This is a genomic window from Paenibacillus sp. FSL L8-0494 (genome assembly GCF_038003695.1).
GTDB classification, from domain to species: Bacteria; Bacillota; Bacilli; order Paenibacillales; family Paenibacillaceae; genus Paenibacillus_AQ; species Paenibacillus_AQ odorifer.
On sequence record NZ_JBBOPQ010000001.1, the window covers coordinates 4,247,297 to 4,267,038 of the forward strand.

Here is a 19,742-nt window from a genome sequence, read left to right on the forward strand (position 1 = left end):
ATTTCCAGTCAAGCAATAACGCCATCAGTGTTCCTTAAGGAGACGGTACGCGTTTACGCGAGAAATATAAGGATAATGTATAAAGTGAAACTTATACTTTCTTATATTTTTAAAAGGAGATCTTTCTACGTTCTACAGCGTAGCTGCCAGCTCTCGAACACGTCTATCACAGGATTCAATTTGTTCCAGATTCGGATTATGCTCGTTATTATGACAATCTAGCACTTCTCCGATAATCTCCTCAATACGCAGGAACGAGATCTCATGACTTAAGAATCGAGCAACTGCTATTTCGTTCGCAGCGTTGAAAGCAGTAGTCGCCGTTCCACCAGCTTTTCCGCAATCTATCGCTAGCTTCAGTGCAGGGTAACGTTCAAAGTCCATTTCACGGAAGGTCAAACGTCCTATCTCAGCTAACGACAAACGCTGTGCCGGAGATTCCCAACGATCTGGATAAGTAAGTGCATATTGAATCGGGACACGCATATCGGGATTGCCAAGCTGGGCAATAATACTGCTGTCACGGAATTCAACATAAGAGTGAATGATGCTCTCCGGGTGCAGCAGCACATTCACTTGTTCATACGGAAGACCGAATAACCAATGCGCTTCAATAACCTCTAAGCCCTTGTTCACCATTGTAGCAGAATCTATCGTTATTTTCGCGCCCATGCTCCAATTCGGATGACGAAGCGCATCTTCTACCGTCACATCCTTAAGCTGATCACGCGTAAAGTCACGGAATGAGCCGCCGGATGCTGTTAAAGTGATGTAGGCAATATCTGAGATATTCTCGCCATTGAGACATTGATAAATAGCTGAATGCTCACTATCAATCGGCAACAGCTTAACTCCCTTACGATTAGCAAGATCAGTGACCAAATGTCCGGCCGTTACTAATGTCTCCTTATTGGCGAGTCCAATATGTTTGCCAGCTTCAATTGCCGCTAGTGTTGATTGAAGCCCTACGCTTCCCATAACAGCCGTTACGACCATTTCGGCATCGCCGCCAGCCGCCACTTCAACAAGCCCTTCATTCCCGCTGTAAAGCTCTATACCAGAAGGTAGGCTGGATCTAATCTCATCTGCCAGCTCTTTCGTTGCCACAGAGACTCTACGCGGGTTAAAACGACGAACTTGTTCCAGTAATAATGCTGTATTTGTTCCGGCCGCCAAGCCATCTACTTCAAAAGAGTCTGGGTGCATTGCGATGACATCTAGAGTCTGAGTGCCGATCGAACCCGTCGAACCTAGAACACTTATTTTTTTCATAGTTATACTCTCTCTCCCTTCGTTTAATAGTAAGGCATAAGCATTACAATATGTACGAATGGAAATACGATAATCCAGCTGTCACATCGATCAAGAATACCGCCATGCCCTGGCAAAAGTGTACCTGAGTCTTTAATGCCATACGCACGTTTATAAGCTGACTGCACAAGATCTCCAAGCTGTCCTAATATCGCACAAGAAAGCCCAATAAGCAACGCTCGTCCTATCGTCAAGTGTTCAGGAGCAAGCAGCGCAAACACGATAGAAATAAGCATCGAGATCAGTACCCCGCCAACAGCACCTTCCACCGTTTTGTTAGGACTGATGGCCGGCCAGAGCTTGTTCTTGCCAAAGCTTCTGCCTACAAAATATGCCCCCGCATCACTGCCCCAAATGCAGAACAGGAGCAAAAAAGTCCAGAACAAACCATGTCCGTCATCCGATGCACGAGCCACGGCCATATAAGAGAAGCCCATTCCAATGTATACTATACCAGTAAACAGCAAGGCTGTTACTCGAATATCTAATTTATTTTTAGTAAAAACGGTGACCAGAAGGAACAATAACAGCAGAATCCAAATCCCTTGCTCCCAGGACAACGGCGCAGTAACACCAAGCAAATTCCATGGGATCATGAAGCTTAGAATAGCTGCGTAACCCAAAACAGTAGTACCGGAAAGCGTAGGAATACCTATCATTTTGACAAATTCATAAAAACCTATAAGAGCCATAGCAATAAGCAGAACCTGATACGGCCAGTTTCCCAGTACACATAACCCTAAAAATAATACTCCGGCAACAATTCCGGTAATCAATCGCTGCTTCAAAGGTTCCATCTCCTAACAAGCTACTTCAGTCCACCATAACGGCGTGTTCGTCGTTGATATTCAGCAACGGCCTGATGCAAATGCTCTTTGTCGAACTCAGGCCAGTACACATCAGTAAACCACAATTCACTATAGGCAATCTGCCATAACATAAAATTGCTAAGCCGAATTTCTCCACTTGTTCGTATCAACAAATCAGGATCGGGTAAACCAGCAGTTAATAGTCTGTTGTTAATCAACTCTGATGTAATTTCTTCTGGCGACAATATACCAGCTTGGATATCTTTCCCTAAACTGCGCATACAGCCTTCTATTTCATTGCGTCCACCATAGTTAAGAGCAAAATTTAAGATCAATCCAGTATTCTCTTTTGTTCGAGCTACCGCCTCTTCCATAGCCTTACGGGTATATGAAGGTAAAGCGTCAGCGTCACCCATCATGCGTACTTGAACATTCTTCTCGATTAGCTCATCAAGCTCAATCGCCAGAAACTCCCCAGGCAAACGCATCAAGTAATCGACTTCTTCTTTCGGGCGTATCCAGTTTTCTGTCGAGAACGCATACATCGTTAAGTATTTAATACCTAATTCGTCTGCAGCGATCGTAGCACGTTTGACAGCCTTCATGCCGTTCTGATGACCCATAACGCGCGGTAAGCCGCGCCGTTTAGCCCAGCGTCCATTACCATCCATAATCACAGCCACATGCCGGGGAATGTTATCCGGTGAAATCTCGACTGACTGTTGCCTGTCTTTACGGCTCAGCCACGCTTGAATCCGTTTGATCATTTCCGTTTCCTCCAAGCTCTTATCAGAAAGAGACAAACCCCACCATTAACGGAGGGGCCTTAAGTCTCTTGAATATCATTAAACTTCCATAATCTCTTTTTCTTTGGAGACAAGCACTTTGTCAACTTCGGCTATGAACTTATCCGTTGTTTTTTGAATGTCTTCCTGATGGCCACGGGACTCATCTTCAGAGATACCGTTTTTCTCCATCTTTTTAATATCATCGTTGGCATCACGGCGAATGTTGCGGATCGCTACTTTCGCTTCTTCACCAAACTTCTTAGTCAGCTTAACCAAGTCCGTCCGACGCTCTTCAGTCAGCGGAGGGATAGAAAGACGAATAATGGTGCCGTCATTGGCTGGCGTCAATCCGATATCGGATTTCATGATCGCCCGTTCAATATCAGACATCGATGTTTTGTCCCACGGCTGAATCAACAGTGTCCGGGAATCCGGAGTACTTATGTTGGCCAGCTGATTAATTGGAGTAGGTGCTCCGTAATATTCAACTTGAATACGATCGAGAAGCGATGTTGTTGCACGTCCTGCACGTAATGTTGCCAAGTCACGTTTCAGCGATGAAATCGCTTTGTCCATACGCTCTTCGGCATTTTTTTTGACCGATTGTGGCATTAATCTACACTCCCTTTAACAATCGTTCCGATCTTCTCACCGAGAACGACACGTTTGATATTGCCTTGTTCTGTAATGGCGAATACAATGAGCGGTATATTGTTATCCATGCATAAAGATGAAGCTGTTGAATCCATAACACCGAGGTTTTTATTCAGAACATCCATATAAGTAAGCTGTTCGAATTTCTCAGCTGTACTATCTTTGAACGGATCAGCAGAATATACTCCGTCAACCTTATTTTTCGCCATCAGAATAACTTCTGCTTCGATCTCTGCCGCTCTAAGTGCTGCAGTAGTATCTGTTGAGAAGAATGGGTTACCTGTGCCTGCTGCAAAAATAACAACCCGGCCCTTCTCCAAGTGGCGAATCGCACGACGACGAATATATGGTTCAGCAATTTGCTGCATCGAGATCGAAGTCTGCACTCTTGTTGGCACATCAATTTGCTCTAATGCGTCCTGAAGAGCAAGTGAGTTCATTACTGTTGCCAGCATGCCCATATAATCTGCAGTAGCGCGATCTATGCCGCTTGCGCTGCCCGCGATCCCGCGCCAAATGTTACCCCCGCCACAAACAATTGCAACCTGAACGCCAAGTTCTACAACTTCCTTGATCTGTTCAGCGATGGAAATAATCATGTCGGCATCAATACCATATCCGTTTTGTCCTGCCAAAGACTCTCCACTTACCTTAAGGACTACTCTCTTAAATACCGGCTGTTCCAAATGTATACCCTCACTTTCTGCAAAAGACGGAACACTACGTGTACGTGTTCCGCTCTTCTGATGCTTGCCTTTATTCAATTCTTCATATTTATGATGAAGCTATTATTGATTAACTTGTGCCATAACTTCTTCAACAAAGTTATCCACTTTCTTTTCCAAACCTTCGCCTAGTTCAAAACGAGCAAAACGACGGATCGAGATGTTTTCTCCGATTGTGCTGATTTTTTCATTCAACAATTGGGAGATTGTTTTGTCTGGGTCTTTAACGAAAGTTTGCTCAAGCAAGCAATATTCTTCGTAATATTTACCAATACGTCCTTCAACCATTTTTTCAATGATTTTCTCAGGCTTACCTTCGTTCAAAGCTTGAGCTTTCAGGATTTCTTTTTCTTTTTCAACATCTTCTTGTGGTACTTCTTCACGACGAACATAACGAGGGTTTGCTGCAGCGATTTGCATAGCGATATCGCGAGCAAATTCCTTGAAGGAATCTGTTTTACCAACAAAGTCAGTTTCGCAGTTGATTTCTACAAGTACACCAATGCGGCCGCCAGCGTGGATGTAAGATTCTACAACGCCTTCAGTAGCAATACGTCCTGCTTTGTTTGCTGCTGCGGACAGACCTTTTTCACGAAGCAATTCTGCTGCTTTAGTAATATCGTTATTAGCTTCTTCAAGCGCTTTTTTACAATCAAGCATACCAGCGCCTGTTCTTTCACGAAGTTCTTTTACTGCTTTTGCATCAACTGCCATTGTTTATTCCCTCCAGGTAATTGTCGTTTTCTTACATTATTCAAGGCCTTTATCCTAAAAAAAGGGCAGTGAGAGGTTATCCACCTGCCAACCACCCTTTTCATTTAAGTTCTTGTATGTGCTAGTCGCTACTTAAGCAGTAGTTGTGTCTTCGCCTTGGTGAGCTTCAACAACAGCGTCTGCCATTTTACCAGTCAACAATTTAACAGCGCGGATAGCGTCGTCGTTACCTGGAATTACGTAGTCGATTTCGTCTGGATCACAGTTAGTATCAACGATAGCTACGATTGGAATACCCAATTTGCGAGCTTCTGCAACTGCAATACGCTCTTTACGCGGGTCAATGATGAACAACGCGCTTGGAAGACCTTTCATGTTCTTGATACCGCCCAAGAATTTTTCAAGACGATCTTTCTCTTTGCGAAGAAGGATAACTTCTTTCTTAGGTAGTACTTCAAAAGTACCGTCTTCTTCCCAAGATTCCAATTTCTTCAAGCGATCAATACGCTTTTGGATAGTTTGGAAGTTAGTAAGCGTTCCGCCCAACCAACGTTGGTTAATGAAGAACATACCGGAACGTTCTGCTTCTTCTTTTACGGAATCTTGAGCTTGTTTCTTTGTTCCTACGAATAGGATTGTGCCGTTGTCACCAGCGACGCTTTTCACAAAGTTGTAAGCTTCCTCTACCTTTTTGACTGTTTTTTGCAAGTCAATAATGTAAATTCCGTTTCTTTCAGTGAAGATATAACGATCCATCTTTGGGTTCCAACGACGAGTCTGGTGACCGAAGTGTACCCCAGCTTCTAGAAGCTGTTTCATGGAGATTACTGCCATCTTCACACACCTCCTAAGTTTGGTTTATTGTGTGTCTCCTCCGCCATGCGTCATCTTTCAGCAAGACTTTCTTCAGAAGAAAGCACCCCTTGTCGAAATCAACCGGCGTGTGTTTTAACACCGTCAATTACTATACCATATTATCTCAGTGTATGCAACGATCACTTTAAAGTTATTAATTTCTCTATTATAGAGTCAATACTCTCTCCCTTATTAAAGCTATAAGAACCGGATTGAATTTTCGTATTAATCTTTCGTTTGTTTGCAGCCGCTAGAAAAGTAGACTTATCCTTAATGACTCCAGCCTTTGCCAAAATATCTGTTGTTGCTGTCAATGTGCTTCCAGATGGAATTCGAACGGAAACACTAGCATTTGCTGTGACTTTAGGCGTTACAGGAGCTACAGCGGTTGGAGCGGCACTGGCCTTTGGAGTGACCTGTGGCTGCTCAACCTTGCCGTCAGCAGGCGTAGATGGCTTCTTCGGCGCAACGGCTTTATCAGAGCTCTCAGGTACTGTAGGTGACACTACCGGCGTGGGGGAGGCTGCAGCAGCCGGCGCAGAGGGGCTGACGTTCTCCTTGCTTACTACTGTCGATCCCTCGGTCTCTGTGATTTCCTCTTTATTATCATTCTCAGCTTCCCCCGAGGCAGATTCTGAAGATTCATCGATGACTTTCATATTCAATTTTTCAGCACCCTGTAGAACTTGTTCTTTGGTAAGTGGAGCCGCTCCACCGGAGATCATTAACTGAAGTAATAAAGCGCCAGTAATTAGTCCTGTGCCTAGTCCGAACAAGAATGAACGGTTCTTAATCATACCGATTCCTCCTGTTTGGCAAGTTGCAGAATCAGTTGCACTTCCCCTCGCTGAAGTCCAGCCGTCTTGGCAATGGAGTCTATCGATTTGCCCTGCTCATGCAGTTCAAACAATCTTGGGTAACGTAATTTTATCGAACTAATAGGTTTCGCTTTCACATCTGGCGACACTGAACTCATCTCTGCTGGCAGAGACGTATCTTCGTTAACACCAACTTTAACCTTCGAACCTTGTTCAACCGTCACTGCAAGTTCTTTCAAACCCTTCTCTTCCTCGGCCACTCGTGCTTCTAGCTTTAAAGAGCTGTTCTGCAACTCTACCACTTGACTCTGTAATTCATTAACCTGTCCCTGCAGTAAATTATGATTAGTTTGCGATTGTTGTTTAATACTACTAACTAATTGTACCAGTTCCTCATTCTCGCGCTCTATGTCTGCCATATATAGCTCAAGCGCAGCCTCTGTTTCCTTGAGGCTTTGCTGATTAGCTTTTCCTTCCTTTACACGTGCGGGAAGTAAAAGGGCATAAAGAATAGCGGCGACACCTACTAGCACAATATAAACCCATGGTTGCAAGTGCCTTATCTCCTTTTGCATTTCAGATGTAGATTCATGTGGATTCTTATTAAAGACTTAGATCAATGCGTTGGCCTTTGTAAGGATGCTCGGCATCACGGGTTGCAGGCGAGTTCGAGTGTTTATCTGAAGAAGAATTTCCACCTGAATGTGGATTGCCTTTTCCACCGCCATCCCGTAAAGCTGATTCAGAAGACTCATCCACTTCAGTGCTCCGCATGGCCAATTCCTGACTTTGTTTTACATTTTGCCCAGCCAATTGATGTTGGTCGATAGCAGGACGTTGCTGAGATTCATTCTGAAGCTTGCCCGCCTCCGTGGTGCGAGGCAAAGCAATTTGCAGTTCCACCGGTTTTAGGCTCATCTTAACCCTTCTCTCACAAGTAATGGCCGGCCGCAAATGCTGCCCGCCCGATTAATTGTACGGCGTTAAAGATATATCCCCATCACTGTAAATAAACACAACCCGCTCCGTAGCATCCTTAACAAATCGGGTATATCTGCCGATCATGATCTTTGAACCGCCATAAATGGTTTTGATAACCTCAACTCTCGCTCTACCTGTATCTTCTAACATTCTTTCTATCTCTAGCACTCGTTCTTTAATTCTTTTTTCTTCACGTTGATGGGATTGTTTAGTAGCATTTAATTTGACGCGAAGCGCCACTTTATCCGCAGGGAGCTGACCGTTAGTAGCCAATTGATTTAATAGATACAAAGCTTTAGAGGTTTTATCCTCGTTCTCCAGCAGCTGCCGCAGCTCTTGACGAAGTTCGTTAATCTCATTTCTAAGCTCTGGAACCACGCCTACCTCAATCACAGTCGCAGTGGACATGGTGTTACCTATAGTTCGTGCTACAACTCTATCTCCAGACTGAACGATTCCACCCACAATCAAACCTTTAGAGCCGTTACAGATAACATCTCTACCAGCACGTATATTGGAGTGCATAATACTCTGAGAAACAATTACATCTTCCCCAGCGGTTACGTTTCCATCTTGAATGAAAGAAACCTTCACACTTTTTCCAGCGGTAACTTGGCCTTTGTTATATCCGATAATTCCACCAGTAATTTCAATGGAGCCCCCAGAGATTAACTCTGCACCTTCAACGCCGCCTACAACCCGAATATCACCGGCAGACTTTACCGTAAAGCCTGAAAGGACATTCCCACGTATGACGACTGTACCTACAAAATCAATATTTCCAGTGCCGTAATCGACATCACCATTCACTTCATATACAGGAAACACATTGATTTTCCCGTTATCAGTTAACGTGACCAGTCCATCAATCGCTGCGTACATCGAAGTGCCATCGTTATCAATGAGTACATTTTTCCCGATTTTAAAATGAGCTTCCTTTCCAGCCTTGAAAGCAAGCTCATCACCAGTTACAGTCATCCCTAGCTTTCCAGGCTGGGCAGGGATAATTTTAGCTATTAACTTTCCTTTAAGCACATTACGAAGCCGGACCAAGTCCTTGTAGTCGACCTTACCATCCGCTTTCTCAAGCGGTTTGCGGTCCTCTTCCAGATCAACTGTAAGCATAACTCGTCCATCCGTGCCATGCACAGCAGGATAACCTGCAGCAATCGGAACTTTACTCCAAAAAAACTCCTCAGGATGACTACTAATACGTTCGACAACATCACTCTTGATACCGTAGCGAATATTGTGACTGTGCAGGAAGGCTTCCAGTTCTGTAGATGAGCAGGAAAAATTCTCATCCTTTTTGGAGAACTGCAAATACGCGATTCCTTTGTCCTCCGAAAAAGTTATACTCAAGTACTGATTCAAAGCATATTGACCGATCAAATTTTGCTCCCCCTTGTCACCGCTAACGGTTAATCGTTCTGCATAAGGAGATCACGGTTCTTCTCGAGCGTTCCCCTCAGCCGCAAAATAGCTTTGGAATGCAACTGCGAAATTCTTGAAGGAGATAACGACATGACCTCAGCAATCTCACTTAAAGATAAATCTTCATAATATAAAAGGGACACAACGGTCCTTTCTTTCACCGTTAATTTCTCAATACCTTTGGTGAGCGCTTCGCGCAAGTAGAATTCATTTACCTTGCTATCCGGATTCTTAGCTTTATCGTCCACCAGTATGGACATTCGGGTCTCTGATTCCTCTTCACGAATCGGGTCTTCCAGTGAGCAAAGTGACATCACAGCCACATCCTGCAACATATTTTGAAATTCCAGTTCACTAATATTAAGGTATTGGCTCATTTCCTCGTCACTAACTGACCTTAAGTGCTTCTGCTCCAGCTGCTGATAAGCGTCCTCAATTTTTTTAGCTTTTTCCCTAACGGATCTAGGTACCCAATCACTTTGGCGTAATGAATCTAATATCGCACCACGCACACGCCAGGACGCATAGGTCTGAAATTGCAATCCTCGTTTGTAGTCGAATTTCTCAATCGCATCAATTAGTCCCATAACCCCATTGCTGGCTAAATCATCTTTGGATACATTTTTGGGTAATCCCACAGCCAAACGACTGGATACATAATCAACAATATGGAGATAACTCTCTATCAGCTTCTTTTTGGCATCAGGGTCTCTGTGTTCTTTCCACTGTTCCCATAGCTCGTCAGTTTCCAATTGAGAAGCTTTACGCTCGTTCAATAGCTTTCACCCTTCCCAAAGTTTAGTCAGCGAGCATTCGCGGCGAAATGTACCTTCCAATAAGATCACCGATTCCGCCTCAGCCCTCACTTATTCTTCTTTCAGGTGACGAACGGCCTTGGCCAATTCTTCAGGATCCTTCATCGAAACTAGCTTAGGAGGTGTAAGAGGCTTAAATCCCTCGCTATTTTCGTTTCCTTGTCCTGGCTTCGGTTTTAGTAGATTGATTAATTCTTCATCCTCATTAGGGGTGCTGATGTCCAGCTTCGCCCCAAGTTCTTCACCGCCAGTGTCCACTTCATCCGGAGGCGATGTTTGAATCATAATAAAACCCAATACCCATCTTAAGAGAAAAGCAAGCAGAAACCAGATGATAAATGCAATTAGGCTTCTTAATAAACTAGTACCCAATACATTGTTACTGTAGGTTACAAAAAAGGTAAATATGAAACCTACCAAACCCGACACCAAGTTTATCAAAATGTTTCCAATCATATTCATAATTATAGTTCCTTAGCGCCTTTTTGCACACTGCGAATAAACAATATACCAGTGTTGCAGGCTATTTCTATCGTACGGCCATAATTGCCGCCTGTGTCTTCTGCGATTAACGGAATTTTTAAATTTTCAAGTGCTAGTTTACAAGATTCAACATTACGAGGCCCGATCCTCATGGTGTCGCTCCCCCCGGCAAAGGCAAACATTTGTGAACCTCCGGCCATCTTGGCTACGATCCGGCTCCGAACCGCCCCAAGCTCTAGCAGACGGGATAAGAGCTCCGGCACTGCGGTATCTGCAAACTTAGCGATGTTTAACTGCCCTTCCCTAGCAATCTCAGATGATGGGAGCATCACATGCGCCATCCCTGCGAGCTTTTTTCCAGGGTCAAACAATGTTAATCCCACGCAGGAGCCAAGACCTGTGGTACGAATTAAACTATCTTGGCTGCCAACGTTAAGATCCGCCATCCCTACTTTAATAATGCTTTGTTCTTCAATCATTTTCAAAAGGAACTCCTAGCGATTTGAAGATTTTCGGGAATGATTCCGGATCGGGAATAAGGAAAAATTGCCCTTCAATTTCGTTTTTCCCCTCAAAGAAGGTAGTGTCGATCAACAATGCATCGTCCCCCATCTGCCCGAATTGCAGCAGACCGTAGCTAAGGATGGCGCCAGCCATGTCCATAGCAAGGGCCGGAACCGTTGGATACATAGAAAGTGAGGTGAAGTCTGCTAGAGAAGAAAGATACGAACCTGCCAAAATATTGCCAATTTCGCTTAGCGCAGAAAGTTCCATTTCTCCAAGCTCTTCATCACTCGACAGCTCAATGCCTGCAATACGACTAAGCAAGTTGATTGCCGCTTCTGGTGACAGAATGAAAAACAGGTTACCTGGAGCTTCACCCTCCACACGTAGAAACACCGCATATACTAGTTCTTCGGCTCCGCCAACTTTATCAGTAATTTCTTCAAAGTTAAGGAGCTGTACCTTAGGAACAGCCATATCTATCGGCTTGTTCAAGAGCTGTGATAATGCGGTGGCTGCATTTCCAGCTCCAATGTTCCCAACTTCCTTAAGCACATCCATTTTGAAATCCTTATAGTGCTTAAATAGTTCCACAGGTTAGCCCTCTAGGCTTTCTAATTGAACGATTTCGCTTTTGTTAAGCACTTCTGACAAGTTGAGCATAATCAGTAAGCGCTCGTCTCCAATCTTGGCCACCCCATCCAAATACTTCGCCTTGATGCCGCCAACAACATCAGGAGGTGTATCAATAGAATCTCTGTTCAGATCTATAACATCATTTGCAGAGTCTACAATGAAGCCTACTTCCATTTCATTAACAGATACGATGATGATTCTTGTCTGATCGGTGTGTTCAGCCTCTTCGATGCCGAAACGGCCCCGTAAATCAATTACAGGAATAACAACACCACGTAAATTAATTACACCTTTGATAAATGAATAGGTCTTAGGTACACGAGTAATGGGCATCATGCGCTCAATAGTTTGTACCTTCTCAACTTCAATTCCATATTCCTCTACGCCTAATTTGAACACTATCACTTTAATATCTTCAGCCATGGAATGAACCTCCCTGTTCTATCCTAGTTATTTAATAAAAGCGTTGGGATCAATAATAAGTGCTACTTGACCATCACCAAGAATGGTTGCGCCAGATATTCCTTGTACATCAGGCAAATATTTACCCAGATTCTTAATCACAACCTCGTTCTGGCCAATAAAATCCTGTACTGCTAAGGCAACTAATCTTTCTCCCTTGCGCACAACTACGATTTCTGTTTCTTCTTCGGTACTCTCATCATAATCTGGTACTGAAAAGAGACGACTTAGCGAAACCAGAGGAATATGTGAATCACGGAATTCTACCATTTTATTGCCATGGATTGTACGGATCTGAGATTGCTTCACGATTCCGGTTTCCACTATAGAGGTCAAAGGAATGGCATACTTCTCAGAACCTAAACGGATAAGCATTGCAGCAATGATAGATAGAGTTAGAGGCAGTTGTACTGAGAAATTTGTTCCTTTACCTGGAGCAGAATAAATCGTTACATTGCCGCCCAAAGAAGAAATCTTAGATTTCACAACATCTAGCCCTACCCCGCGCCCTGAAACATCAGAAATGACCTCTGCTGTACTGAAGCCTGGGGCAAATAACAACTGAAAAGCTTCGTCGTCTGACATACTGGCTGCCTGCTCTTGTGTTATAACACCCTTCTTCACAGCAGATTTCAGAACCTTCTCCGGATAAATCCCTGTTCCATCTTCTTCGATCTCAATGAAGACGTGATTACCACTGTGGAAAGCCCGCAAATAGACCGTTCCGGTCTCCGGCTTACCAGCAGCAACACGATCCGCAATGGATTCGATACCATGGTCAACTGCATTACGCAATAAATGCACCAGCGGATCCCCGATTTCGTCAATGACCGTTCGGTCTAGCTCAGTTTCTGCTCCTGTGATGATAAGATCTACTTTTTTGTCTAGTGACTTGGCTAGATCACGAATCATACGTGGGAATCGGTTAAATACTGTATCTACTGGAACCATCCGCAGCTTCATTACAATATTCTGGAGATCTCCGCTTACCCGGCCCATATGCTCAACCGTTTCTGTAAGATCACCATTTTGAACCTCAGAAGCCAGCTGTTCCAATCGGACACGGTCGATAAGAAGTTCACTGAATAAATTCATCAACACGTCCAAACGTTCAATATCTACACGAATGGTACGTGATGGTGCACCACCTGTTTTGTGAGCTGCCGGTTTGTTGCCCTCTTCTTTGGTTGGCAGGGGTTTAGCGGCAGAAGCCGCAGGTGCAGCTGGAGCCTCAGTAGTCGTGGCTGCCACTTCAGAGGCTGCTGCTGCTTCCTGACCCAGCTGTTGCAGAGAATCTTGATCCAATGCTACTGCCGATACCTTGTCAATCTCAGACAGATTTAGAATCATAGCCTGAATTTGATCAGCACTTTTTTGAGTTATGTAATAGAGAGAGAAGCTTTGATCAAATTTCTCTTGTTCAATATCCTGAACGGATGGGAAGGATTTAACCACTTCACCTGAACGCTCCAAAAGATCAAACACCATATATGCACGTACTGCCTTAAGCTGACAATCCTTGCGAATGGTTACGTCCACATATAATACTTGATGTCCTTCTTGAATCGACTGTTCTAGAACAGAAAATTGAAACTCATCTAAATGAATCGGGGTTTCAACCGCTTGTGCAGCAGGTCCTGAGACAGAAGCTGCCTCACCACCCGCAACAGGAATCTCTCCCCGGACTATAGCCTGTAAGGAGGAGACGATAGACGAAACATCCGCTTTACCCTCGCCTCCTCCCGTAATATCCTCAACCATAGACTCCAAGGCATCCAAACTTTTGAACAACGTATCAAAAATGAAATCCTGCATGCGCAGTTTGTTGTTGCGTACCAAATCAAGAACATTTTCCATTTGGTGTGTGAGTGAAGCCAAATCTTCAAAGCCCATAGTTGCTGCCATACCTTTTAAGGTATGCGCAGAGCGGAATATTACCTGTACAATACTAATGTCCTCAGGATTCGCTTCCAGCCCCATCATGCTCTCGTTCAATGACTGCAGATGATCGTTCGACTCATCAATAAACATGGATAAATATTGGTTCATGTCCATCAGTGAGCACCTCCCCTTTGAGTTCGCTTTTCTGTTATTTAACAGCTTGCACCAGCCTTGGAGCAATTTCTTGCAAAGGCAGTACGTGCTGGACGCACTGTAATTCCACCGCAGATCGCGGCATTCCATATACGACACAAGTTTCTTCGCTTTCAGCAAAGGTTGAGGTTACCCCAGAGTCGTATAAGGATTTCATCATTCTTGCCCCATCACTACCCATCCCTGTCATTAGTAACAAATGACGTTCTAACGATGTGAGCGGCAGCAATGATTCAAATAAAACATCCACAGAAGGTCGATGGCCATTACGCGCCTCCTCCTTTGTGAGTACAACCACATATTGCCCTCTAGAGGATGGGACAACTTGTAAATGATAGCCTCCAGGTGCTATATAAGCAGTTCCTTTTTGCAATATCATCCCCTGCTCAGCTTCAATCACTTCTAGCGGGCTAAAGGTATTCAGTCGCTGGGCTAGTGATTTGGTAAAGTTAGGCGGCATATGCTGCACGATAACAATAGGCGCTGGAAAATCCGCAGGAATCTTCTCCAGAAATACCTTTAGAGCACGTGGTCCACCTGTAGAGCACCCCACGGCAACCAACTTTTGCAGATCATTACTCCCATACTTCCGGACCTGAGGATTTGCAGGAGCGTCAGAAGACACTTCCACTTTAGGTTTAGGCAACGGTTTTGGTGGGGTAGCGTTATTCTCTACTCTTGACCTTGCATTACTCTTTTCTGATAAAGGTGGTGGAGTAGAGATTAATGGTTTGGCTGCTCTTTTAGGAACAGTATGATCTAACGGCTGCTTCACCCGCGGTTTTTTGATCACTTCATTTTTGAGTGAAGCTTTAGGTTCTACCTTGGGTTTGCCGGGCATCACTCTCGGTACAGTTGGCGGTGCGACTTCTACTGGCGGTATGTCTGGCAACTTAAATGCAGAAGCACGTGCTTCGCGCTGCTCCCGGGCCATCATAGCCTCTTTCATTTGTTCCCTTAAGGATTCTCCCACTCCCATGATATCCTGAGAGTTGGTAATCGAAGGTTTACGAATAAAGTCAAAAGCGCCCCATTCCAGTGCAAGAATGGTTTCCTTCATACCCTCTTCATTGATCCCTGACAGCATAATCACTGGCAGAGGGTCTGAGGCCATTATTATTTTCAGCGCTTCCAGGCCGTTCATTTCTGGCATTTCTACATCCATAGTAACCAGATCTGGACGAAGCTCATTGATTTTTTCGATAGCCTCACGACCGTTTTTTGCTGTTGCCGTCACCTGAAAGTCAGCGTCATTTTCAATTAAATCGGAAATGATCTTGCGCATAAATGCCGAATCATCAACAACCAATACTTTATATGGCTTCATATCATTTCCACCTCTGTCCCAAATTCAGAACAACTATTTACTCCGCTTTAACCATTTATGGATAAAGCCTTTAATCCCTTGGACTTTTGTGGTCTTTTTAGAATCAATGGTCAAATAACTTAGGGCAAGCCGATGTATATCTTTTGCAGCAATACTGTTTGGAAAAGCCAATGTGAATGGCGTTTGCCTTTTGACAGCTTGCACTACATGGGCATCTGAGCTTATATGACCAAGATAAGAAATATCTAATTGCAAAAAACGACTGGCGGCCATTCGGATCTTATCGCTTGTCGCTATGGCTTCCCTTTCATCACCTGCCTGGTTCACAATCAATTTAAAGGAAGTCTCAGGATAGGAACGATTCACAACCTTCATTAATGCGTATGCATCTGTGATAGCTGTTGGTTCTGGTGTAGTAACCACTAGGCAATCGTCGGCAGAAGTTATAAACTTCATCGTTTCCTTAGATAATCCAGCACCAGTATCGAACAAAATATAATCCATGCTGTCCGCGATAAGTGTTATCTGATTTGTGAAATAATCAAGATCAGACTCTGAAAGCGTGAATAGCTCATCCATTCCAGAGCCACCTGCTATAAAAGGGAGCGAATTCGGACCGTATTGAATAATCTGCTCGATATCCGCTTCTCTTTTTAACAAATGATAAAGATTATATCTCGCCGATACGCCCATCAACACATCTATATTAGCCATGCCGATATCTGCATCGAACAGCAAAACCCGTTTGCCCATAGCCTTTAAAGTTAGAGCGAAGTTAAGTGTAAAATTCGACTTACCAACGCCCCCTTTACCACTACACACCGTAATGATCCTGGCGGATGATCCCCCTCTTACAGCTACTTTAGAATCCTGACTGGATACAAGCTGTCTTAAGGATTGTGCCTGATCCATCATGTTTCACCTGTTCCAAGAAGCAACTCACTCAGCTGTCCTTTGGTAGCCATAAGCAGGTCATCAGGAACATTTTGACCATCCGTCATATAAGACAAGGTAAGCGGGAAGTCATTCAGGACATTAAAGAGCGGGCCGTAACTCCCCGTCTCATCCAGCTTTGTGAAAATAACCTTATCCAGCCTATATCTGCCGAAATGCTCTGCAATAAGTTTCATATCACGGCTTTTCGAGGTCAAGCTAAGCACAAGATAAGTTTCACTTCTCAATTCCTTCGCAAGCAAGCTTTGCAGTTCGGCTACTAGCATATCATTACGATAATTTCGGCCAGCTGTATCCATTAATACTAGATCACAACTCTCCAAGCGAAAGAGTGCTCTTTGCAAATCTCCTGGCGATTGGACAACCTCCAATGGAACATTGAGAATAGCAGCGTAGGTTCGCAACTGTTCCACAGCTGAGATTCTATACGTATCGGAGGTGATAAAACCTACCTTGCGTCCGTGCTTAAATAGCTGTTCTGCCGCAAGCTTAGCTATGGTTGTGGTCTTTCCAACTCCAGTGGGTCCGGCAATATATACAATTTGAGTATCCCGGGCAATTCCATCAGCAATTCGTCCCGTCAGGAAACCATCAATCTGTTCTTTAAGAGATCCCATAAATTTCTCTGGTCCCCAAGTACGCCCTTCATCCACCCAACGTTCCGAGATGTTACTGATCCATTCCTCAACAAGCACAGCATCCATTTCTTGCTCTAATAAAAGATCCCGTAGCTCCTGCAGACTGTCTGGCAGTTCTCTTCCACCTGAGGATTGTCTGGCAATTCGCTCCATCCAGAGCTTCATATCTCTAATCTCACGAAGAACATCATTTTCGAGAGCAGTGGCAACCTCTGGCGATTGTTCTAATCCTAATGATTCATACAACGCTGATATAGAAGGTGCATCTTCCAGATTTAATTCAGGAAGTTTTTGCTCAGGTTCTGGCTCCGGATGCTTGGCTATCGATTCTTGTACATTGATAGCTTCCGATAAGGCTGCAGCAATCTCTGCAAACGTCCGTGACTCTTCTGGCTTTTCTAATGAAACAGAAGGTACGAAAGGTATAGAAGGTGTAGTGGAAGCAGATGAAGCTTTTTGATAAGCCTGTGGTACTGCACTCCGTGGAATGTTCATCGCTGGCGCAGCCGGCTTTTTTGGAACATTATTCTTCTCTGCCTTTTCTACTGCTGCTACAACTTCTATTTTTTTCTTCTTAAATAACCCTAAAAATCCGCCGATTTTGATTTCCTTTGTACTTAAAATGACGGCCTCGCTCCCAAGCTCGTTGCGAATGGAAAGCATGGCGTCAGGCATCGAATCGACCACGTAACGCTTCACTCTCATAAATTCACCACTCCGACGCTTTGTATTTCAATGTTAGGCTCTAGCTCGCTATAAGACAGTACAGGAATATCCTGCATCGTTCGTTCAATCACCTGCCGCAAATACATACGAATGGTTGGTGATGTGAGCACTATTGGCTGTTGCCCTGTCTGCAGCAATCGATTAATCTGTTCACTTAACCGCTGATAGATCGTTTGTGTCGAAGTTGGATCTAGTGCCAAATAACTTCCCTGTTCAGATTGCTGCACACTCTCGGAAATTTTCTTTTCAAGATTAGGCCCCACCGTGATGACTTTCAGCGTCTCTCCTACTTGTGAGAATTGCTGGGTAATCTGTCTGGACAAGGACTGACGAACATATTCAGTGAGAATATCAGGATCCTTGGTGTATGTCCCATAATCCGCCAATGTCTCAAAAATCGTAACCAAATCTCTGATCGATATTTTTTCACGAAGCAGCTTAGCAAGAACCTTCTGCACATCCCCAATCGCCAATACGGAAGGAATAAGATCGTCGACGAGCACTGGATAATTATCCCTAAGGTTGTCCACCAGCATCTTAGTTTCTTGTCTTCCTATCAGCTCATGTCCATGACGTTTGATTAACTCCGTCAGATGTGTTGCGACAACAGATGGAGGGTCTACTACAGTATAGCCGGACAATTCAGCCCGCTCTTTAACCGATTCATCAATCCATAATGCTGGAAGCCCAAAGGATGGTTCGATGGTCTCAATACCGTTTATAGATTCATCATCATATCCTGGACTCATTGCAAGGTAATGATTAAGTAATAATTCACCACCGCCAACTGTATTTCCTTTAATTTTTATGACATATTCATTCGGTTTTAGTTGAATATTGTCGCGAATGCGAATAACAGGTACTACAAGACCCATTTCTAGGGCACATTGCCGTCGAATCATGATGATACGATCTAGCAGATCGCCTCCCTGACCTGTATCCGCCAAAGGAATAAGACCATAACCAAACTCGAATTCAATGGGATCAACTGACAACAAATTAATGACACTTTCCGGACTTCGTACCTCTTCAATCTGCTTCTCTTCAACAAGTTGCTCTTCGGCAATCTGTTTCTTATTTAAATTTTGTCCCATACGGTAAGCTGCAAAAGCCAGCAATCCGGCCAATGGGAGCGTTGTAATCATATGTATGGGTGTAAAGAGTCCAAGAAAAGCTACCGTAACTGCGACAATATACAACAATTTCGGATAGGACAACAACTGTCCTGTCAGCTCTTCTGCCAGATTACCTTCCGAAGAAGCTCTAGTAACAATCAAGCCGGCTGCTGTCGAAATAAGCAAAGCTGGAATTTGACTGACGAGACCGTCCCCGATGGTCAATACAGAATAAGTGGATAACGCAGTAGCAAAATCCATCCCGTGAACCATCATACCGATGATAAATCCACCGATCAGGTTGATCAGCAAGATGATAATACTCGCAATCGCGTCTCCTTTAACGAATTTACTTGCACCGTCCATGGCTCCGAAAAAATCCGCTTCGCGTTCTACGTTACGCCGGCGCTCACGTGCCTGGGTTTCGTTAATCATGCCTGCGTTAAGATCGGCATCAATACTCATTTGTTTACCGGGCATCGCATCCAAGGTAAATCTAGCGCCTACCTCAGCTACGCGCTCTGAACCTTTGGTAATAACAATAAACTGTACTACTACCAAAATCAGAAACACGATAAATCCAACCGCAATCTGTCCGCCAGCGATCCAGCTACCGAAAGTAGATACCACTGAACCGGCATCTCCGTAAGTCAGGATCAGTTTTGTAGTCGAGATGTTAAGTGACAGACGAAAAAGTGTGGTTACTAGGAGCAATGAAGGAAAAATTGAAAATTCGAGTGCATTTTTCGTATTCATAGCAACCAGAATGATAATTAATGCGATTGAGATGTTAATAACAAGCAAAACGTCCAATAGCCAGGACGGGATAGGCAGAATCATCATAAGCACGATCCCGATGATGCCTAGCAAAACTGTTAAATCTTTAGCTTTCAATGTCC

The 19,742-nt window shown here is 44.1% G+C and carries 21 protein-coding genes; all 21 read right to left on the reverse strand.

Translation table 11 applies throughout. From position 1 onward, the window contains the following. Positions 1-132 precede the first annotated feature (132 nt). The 21 genes from NYE35_RS19225 to flhA all read right to left on the reverse strand — a co-directional run bounded on the left by NYE35_RS19225 (position 133) and on the right by flhA (position 19,737). On the reverse strand, positions 133-1,272 hold the full coding sequence (locus tag NYE35_RS19225; protein WP_036688483.1) for a 1-deoxy-D-xylulose-5-phosphate reductoisomerase: 1,140 nt from the start codon (positions 1,270-1,272) through the stop codon (positions 133-135). Between the two features lie 23 nt (positions 1,273-1,295). Then, positions 1,296-2,099: a phosphatidate cytidylyltransferase gene (locus tag NYE35_RS19230; RefSeq protein WP_038571935.1), complete on the reverse strand. Its 804-nt coding sequence runs from the start codon at positions 2,097-2,099 to the stop codon at positions 1,296-1,298. 20 nt (positions 2,100-2,119) lie between these two features. Then, on the reverse strand, positions 2,120-2,887 hold the full coding sequence (locus NYE35_RS19235) for an isoprenyl transferase (RefSeq protein WP_036688488.1): 768 nt from the start codon (positions 2,885-2,887) through the stop codon (positions 2,120-2,122). 78 nt (positions 2,888-2,965) lie between these two features. Further along, complete coding sequence (gene frr / locus NYE35_RS19240) at positions 2,966-3,520, reverse strand: ribosome recycling factor (RefSeq protein WP_036688489.1); 555 nt, start codon at positions 3,518-3,520, stop codon at positions 2,966-2,968. Then, positions 3,520-4,248, reverse strand: a complete 729-nt coding sequence (gene pyrH, locus NYE35_RS19245; RefSeq protein WP_036688491.1) for a UMP kinase — start codon at positions 4,246-4,248, stop codon at positions 3,520-3,522. Before pyrH ends, frr begins: the two co-directional genes overlap by 1 nt. A 102-nt stretch (positions 4,249-4,350) precedes the next feature. Beyond that, positions 4,351-5,001 carry a translation elongation factor Ts gene (tsf, locus tag NYE35_RS19250; protein ID WP_036688492.1) on the reverse strand — a complete coding sequence of 217 codons (651 nt, stop codon included), beginning with the start codon at positions 4,999-5,001 and terminating at the stop codon, positions 4,351-4,353. A 132-nt stretch (positions 5,002-5,133) separates the two neighbouring features. Next, entirely contained in the window at positions 5,134-5,835 is a 702-nt protein-coding gene (rpsB, locus tag NYE35_RS19255) for a 30S ribosomal protein S2 (RefSeq protein WP_036688493.1), read from the reverse strand. Between the two features lie 161 nt (positions 5,836-5,996). Further along, positions 5,997-6,653 (reverse strand): endolytic transglycosylase MltG, encoded by a 657-nt coding sequence (locus NYE35_RS19260; RefSeq protein WP_341121905.1) that lies wholly within the window; start codon positions 6,651-6,653, stop codon positions 5,997-5,999. Then, positions 6,650-7,228 carry a hypothetical protein gene (locus NYE35_RS19265; protein ID WP_038571941.1) on the reverse strand — a complete coding sequence of 193 codons (579 nt, stop codon included), beginning with the start codon at positions 7,226-7,228 and terminating at the stop codon, positions 6,650-6,652. Before NYE35_RS19265 ends, NYE35_RS19260 begins: the two co-directional genes overlap by 4 nt. Positions 7,229-7,277: 49 nt before the next feature. Continuing rightward, on the reverse strand, positions 7,278-7,592 hold the full coding sequence (locus NYE35_RS19270; RefSeq protein ID WP_036688496.1) for a hypothetical protein: 315 nt from the start codon (positions 7,590-7,592) through the stop codon (positions 7,278-7,280). A gap of 51 nt (positions 7,593-7,643) precedes the next feature. Continuing rightward, on the reverse strand, positions 7,644-9,047 hold the full coding sequence (locus tag NYE35_RS19275; RefSeq protein ID WP_341121906.1) for a DUF342 domain-containing protein: 1,404 nt from the start codon (positions 9,045-9,047) through the stop codon (positions 7,644-7,646). Between the two features lie 29 nt (positions 9,048-9,076). Then, positions 9,077-9,865 (reverse strand): FliA/WhiG family RNA polymerase sigma factor, encoded by a 789-nt coding sequence (locus NYE35_RS19280; protein WP_076127824.1) that lies wholly within the window; start codon positions 9,863-9,865, stop codon positions 9,077-9,079. Between the two features lie 90 nt (positions 9,866-9,955). Then, the gene (locus NYE35_RS19285; protein ID WP_370510564.1) at positions 9,956-10,366 is read right to left on the reverse strand and encodes a hypothetical protein; all 411 of its coding nucleotides are present in this window, start codon (positions 10,364-10,366) and stop codon (positions 9,956-9,958) included. A gap of 2 nt (positions 10,367-10,368) precedes the next feature. Continuing rightward, on the reverse strand, positions 10,369-10,866 hold the full coding sequence (locus tag NYE35_RS19290) for a chemotaxis protein CheD (RefSeq protein ID WP_036688499.1): 498 nt from the start codon (positions 10,864-10,866) through the stop codon (positions 10,369-10,371). Continuing rightward, on the reverse strand, positions 10,859-11,452 hold the full coding sequence (locus NYE35_RS19295; RefSeq protein ID WP_445321971.1) for a chemotaxis protein CheC: 594 nt from the start codon (positions 11,450-11,452) through the stop codon (positions 10,859-10,861). Before NYE35_RS19295 ends, NYE35_RS19290 begins: the two co-directional genes overlap by 8 nt. A gap of 36 nt (positions 11,453-11,488) precedes the next feature. Next, positions 11,489-11,950 (reverse strand): chemotaxis protein CheW, encoded by a 462-nt coding sequence (locus NYE35_RS19300; RefSeq protein ID WP_036688501.1) that lies wholly within the window; start codon positions 11,948-11,950, stop codon positions 11,489-11,491. A 27-nt stretch (positions 11,951-11,977) separates the two neighbouring features. Continuing rightward, the gene (locus NYE35_RS19305) at positions 11,978-14,044 is read right to left on the reverse strand and encodes a chemotaxis protein CheA (protein ID WP_076100385.1); all 2,067 of its coding nucleotides are present in this window, start codon (positions 14,042-14,044) and stop codon (positions 11,978-11,980) included. Positions 14,045-14,078: 34 nt separating this feature from the next. Further along, entirely contained in the window at positions 14,079-15,410 is a 1,332-nt protein-coding gene (locus NYE35_RS19310) for a protein-glutamate methylesterase/protein-glutamine glutaminase (protein WP_076316348.1), read from the reverse strand. 33 nt (positions 15,411-15,443) lie between these two features. Beyond that, a complete protein-coding gene (locus NYE35_RS19315; protein ID WP_038571955.1) occupies positions 15,444-16,325 on the reverse strand; it encodes a MinD/ParA family protein in 882 nt (293 codons plus the stop codon). After that, positions 16,322-17,707 carry a flagellar biosynthesis protein FlhF gene (flhF, locus tag NYE35_RS19320; protein WP_341121909.1) on the reverse strand — a complete coding sequence of 462 codons (1,386 nt, stop codon included), beginning with the start codon at positions 17,705-17,707 and terminating at the stop codon, positions 16,322-16,324. Before flhF ends, NYE35_RS19315 begins: the two co-directional genes overlap by 4 nt. Continuing rightward, positions 17,704-19,737: a flagellar biosynthesis protein FlhA gene (gene flhA, locus NYE35_RS19325; protein ID WP_036688509.1), complete on the reverse strand. Its 2,034-nt coding sequence runs from the start codon at positions 19,735-19,737 to the stop codon at positions 17,704-17,706. The genes flhF and flhA overlap by 4 nt, the downstream gene beginning before the upstream one ends. Positions 19,738-19,742: the final 5 nt, after the last annotated feature.

What these genes read in the sequence shown, in the direction of transcription:
- NYE35_RS19285 (WP_370510564.1), bottom strand. Translation starts at nt 10,366, where the DNA reads ATGAATATGATTGGAAACATTTTGATAAACTTGGTGTCGGGTTTGGTA.
- NYE35_RS19295 (WP_445321971.1), bottom strand. Translation starts at nt 11,452, where the DNA reads ATGGATGTGCTTAAGGAAGTTGGGAACATTGGAGCTGGAAATGCAGCC.
- NYE35_RS19305 (WP_076100385.1), bottom strand. Translation starts at nt 14,044, where the DNA reads ATGGACATGAACCAATATTTATCCATGTTTATTGATGAGTCGAACGAT.
- NYE35_RS19260 (WP_341121905.1), bottom strand. Translation starts at nt 6,653, where the DNA reads ATGATTAAGAACCGTTCATTCTTGTTCGGACTAGGCACAGGACTAATT.
- frr (WP_036688489.1), bottom strand. Translation starts at nt 3,520, where the DNA reads ATGCCACAATCGGTCAAAAAAAATGCCGAAGAGCGTATGGACAAAGCG.
- tsf (WP_036688492.1), bottom strand. Translation starts at nt 5,001, where the DNA reads ATGGCAGTTGATGCAAAAGCAGTAAAAGAACTTCGTGAAAGAACAGGC.
- NYE35_RS19300 (WP_036688501.1), bottom strand. Translation starts at nt 11,950, where the DNA reads ATGGCTGAAGATATTAAAGTGATAGTGTTCAAATTAGGCGTAGAGGAA.
- NYE35_RS19235 (WP_036688488.1), bottom strand. Translation starts at nt 2,887, where the DNA reads ATGATCAAACGGATTCAAGCGTGGCTGAGCCGTAAAGACAGGCAACAG.
- NYE35_RS19310 (WP_076316348.1), bottom strand. Translation starts at nt 15,410, where the DNA reads ATGAAGCCATATAAAGTATTGGTTGTTGATGATTCGGCATTTATGCGC.
- NYE35_RS19290 (WP_036688499.1), bottom strand. Translation starts at nt 10,866, where the DNA reads ATGATTGAAGAACAAAGCATTATTAAAGTAGGGATGGCGGATCTTAAC.
- flhF (WP_341121909.1), bottom strand. Translation starts at nt 17,707, where the DNA reads ATGAGAGTGAAGCGTTACGTGGTCGATTCGATGCCTGACGCCATGCTT.
- NYE35_RS19225 (WP_036688483.1), bottom strand. Translation starts at nt 1,272, where the DNA reads ATGAAAAAAATAAGTGTTCTAGGTTCGACGGGTTCGATCGGCACTCAG.
- rpsB (WP_036688493.1), bottom strand. Translation starts at nt 5,835, where the DNA reads ATGGCAGTAATCTCCATGAAACAGCTTCTAGAAGCTGGGGTACACTTC.
- NYE35_RS19270 (WP_036688496.1), bottom strand. Translation starts at nt 7,592, where the DNA reads ATGAGCCTAAAACCGGTGGAACTGCAAATTGCTTTGCCTCGCACCACG.
- NYE35_RS19315 (WP_038571955.1), bottom strand. Translation starts at nt 16,325, where the DNA reads ATGATGGATCAGGCACAATCCTTAAGACAGCTTGTATCCAGTCAGGAT.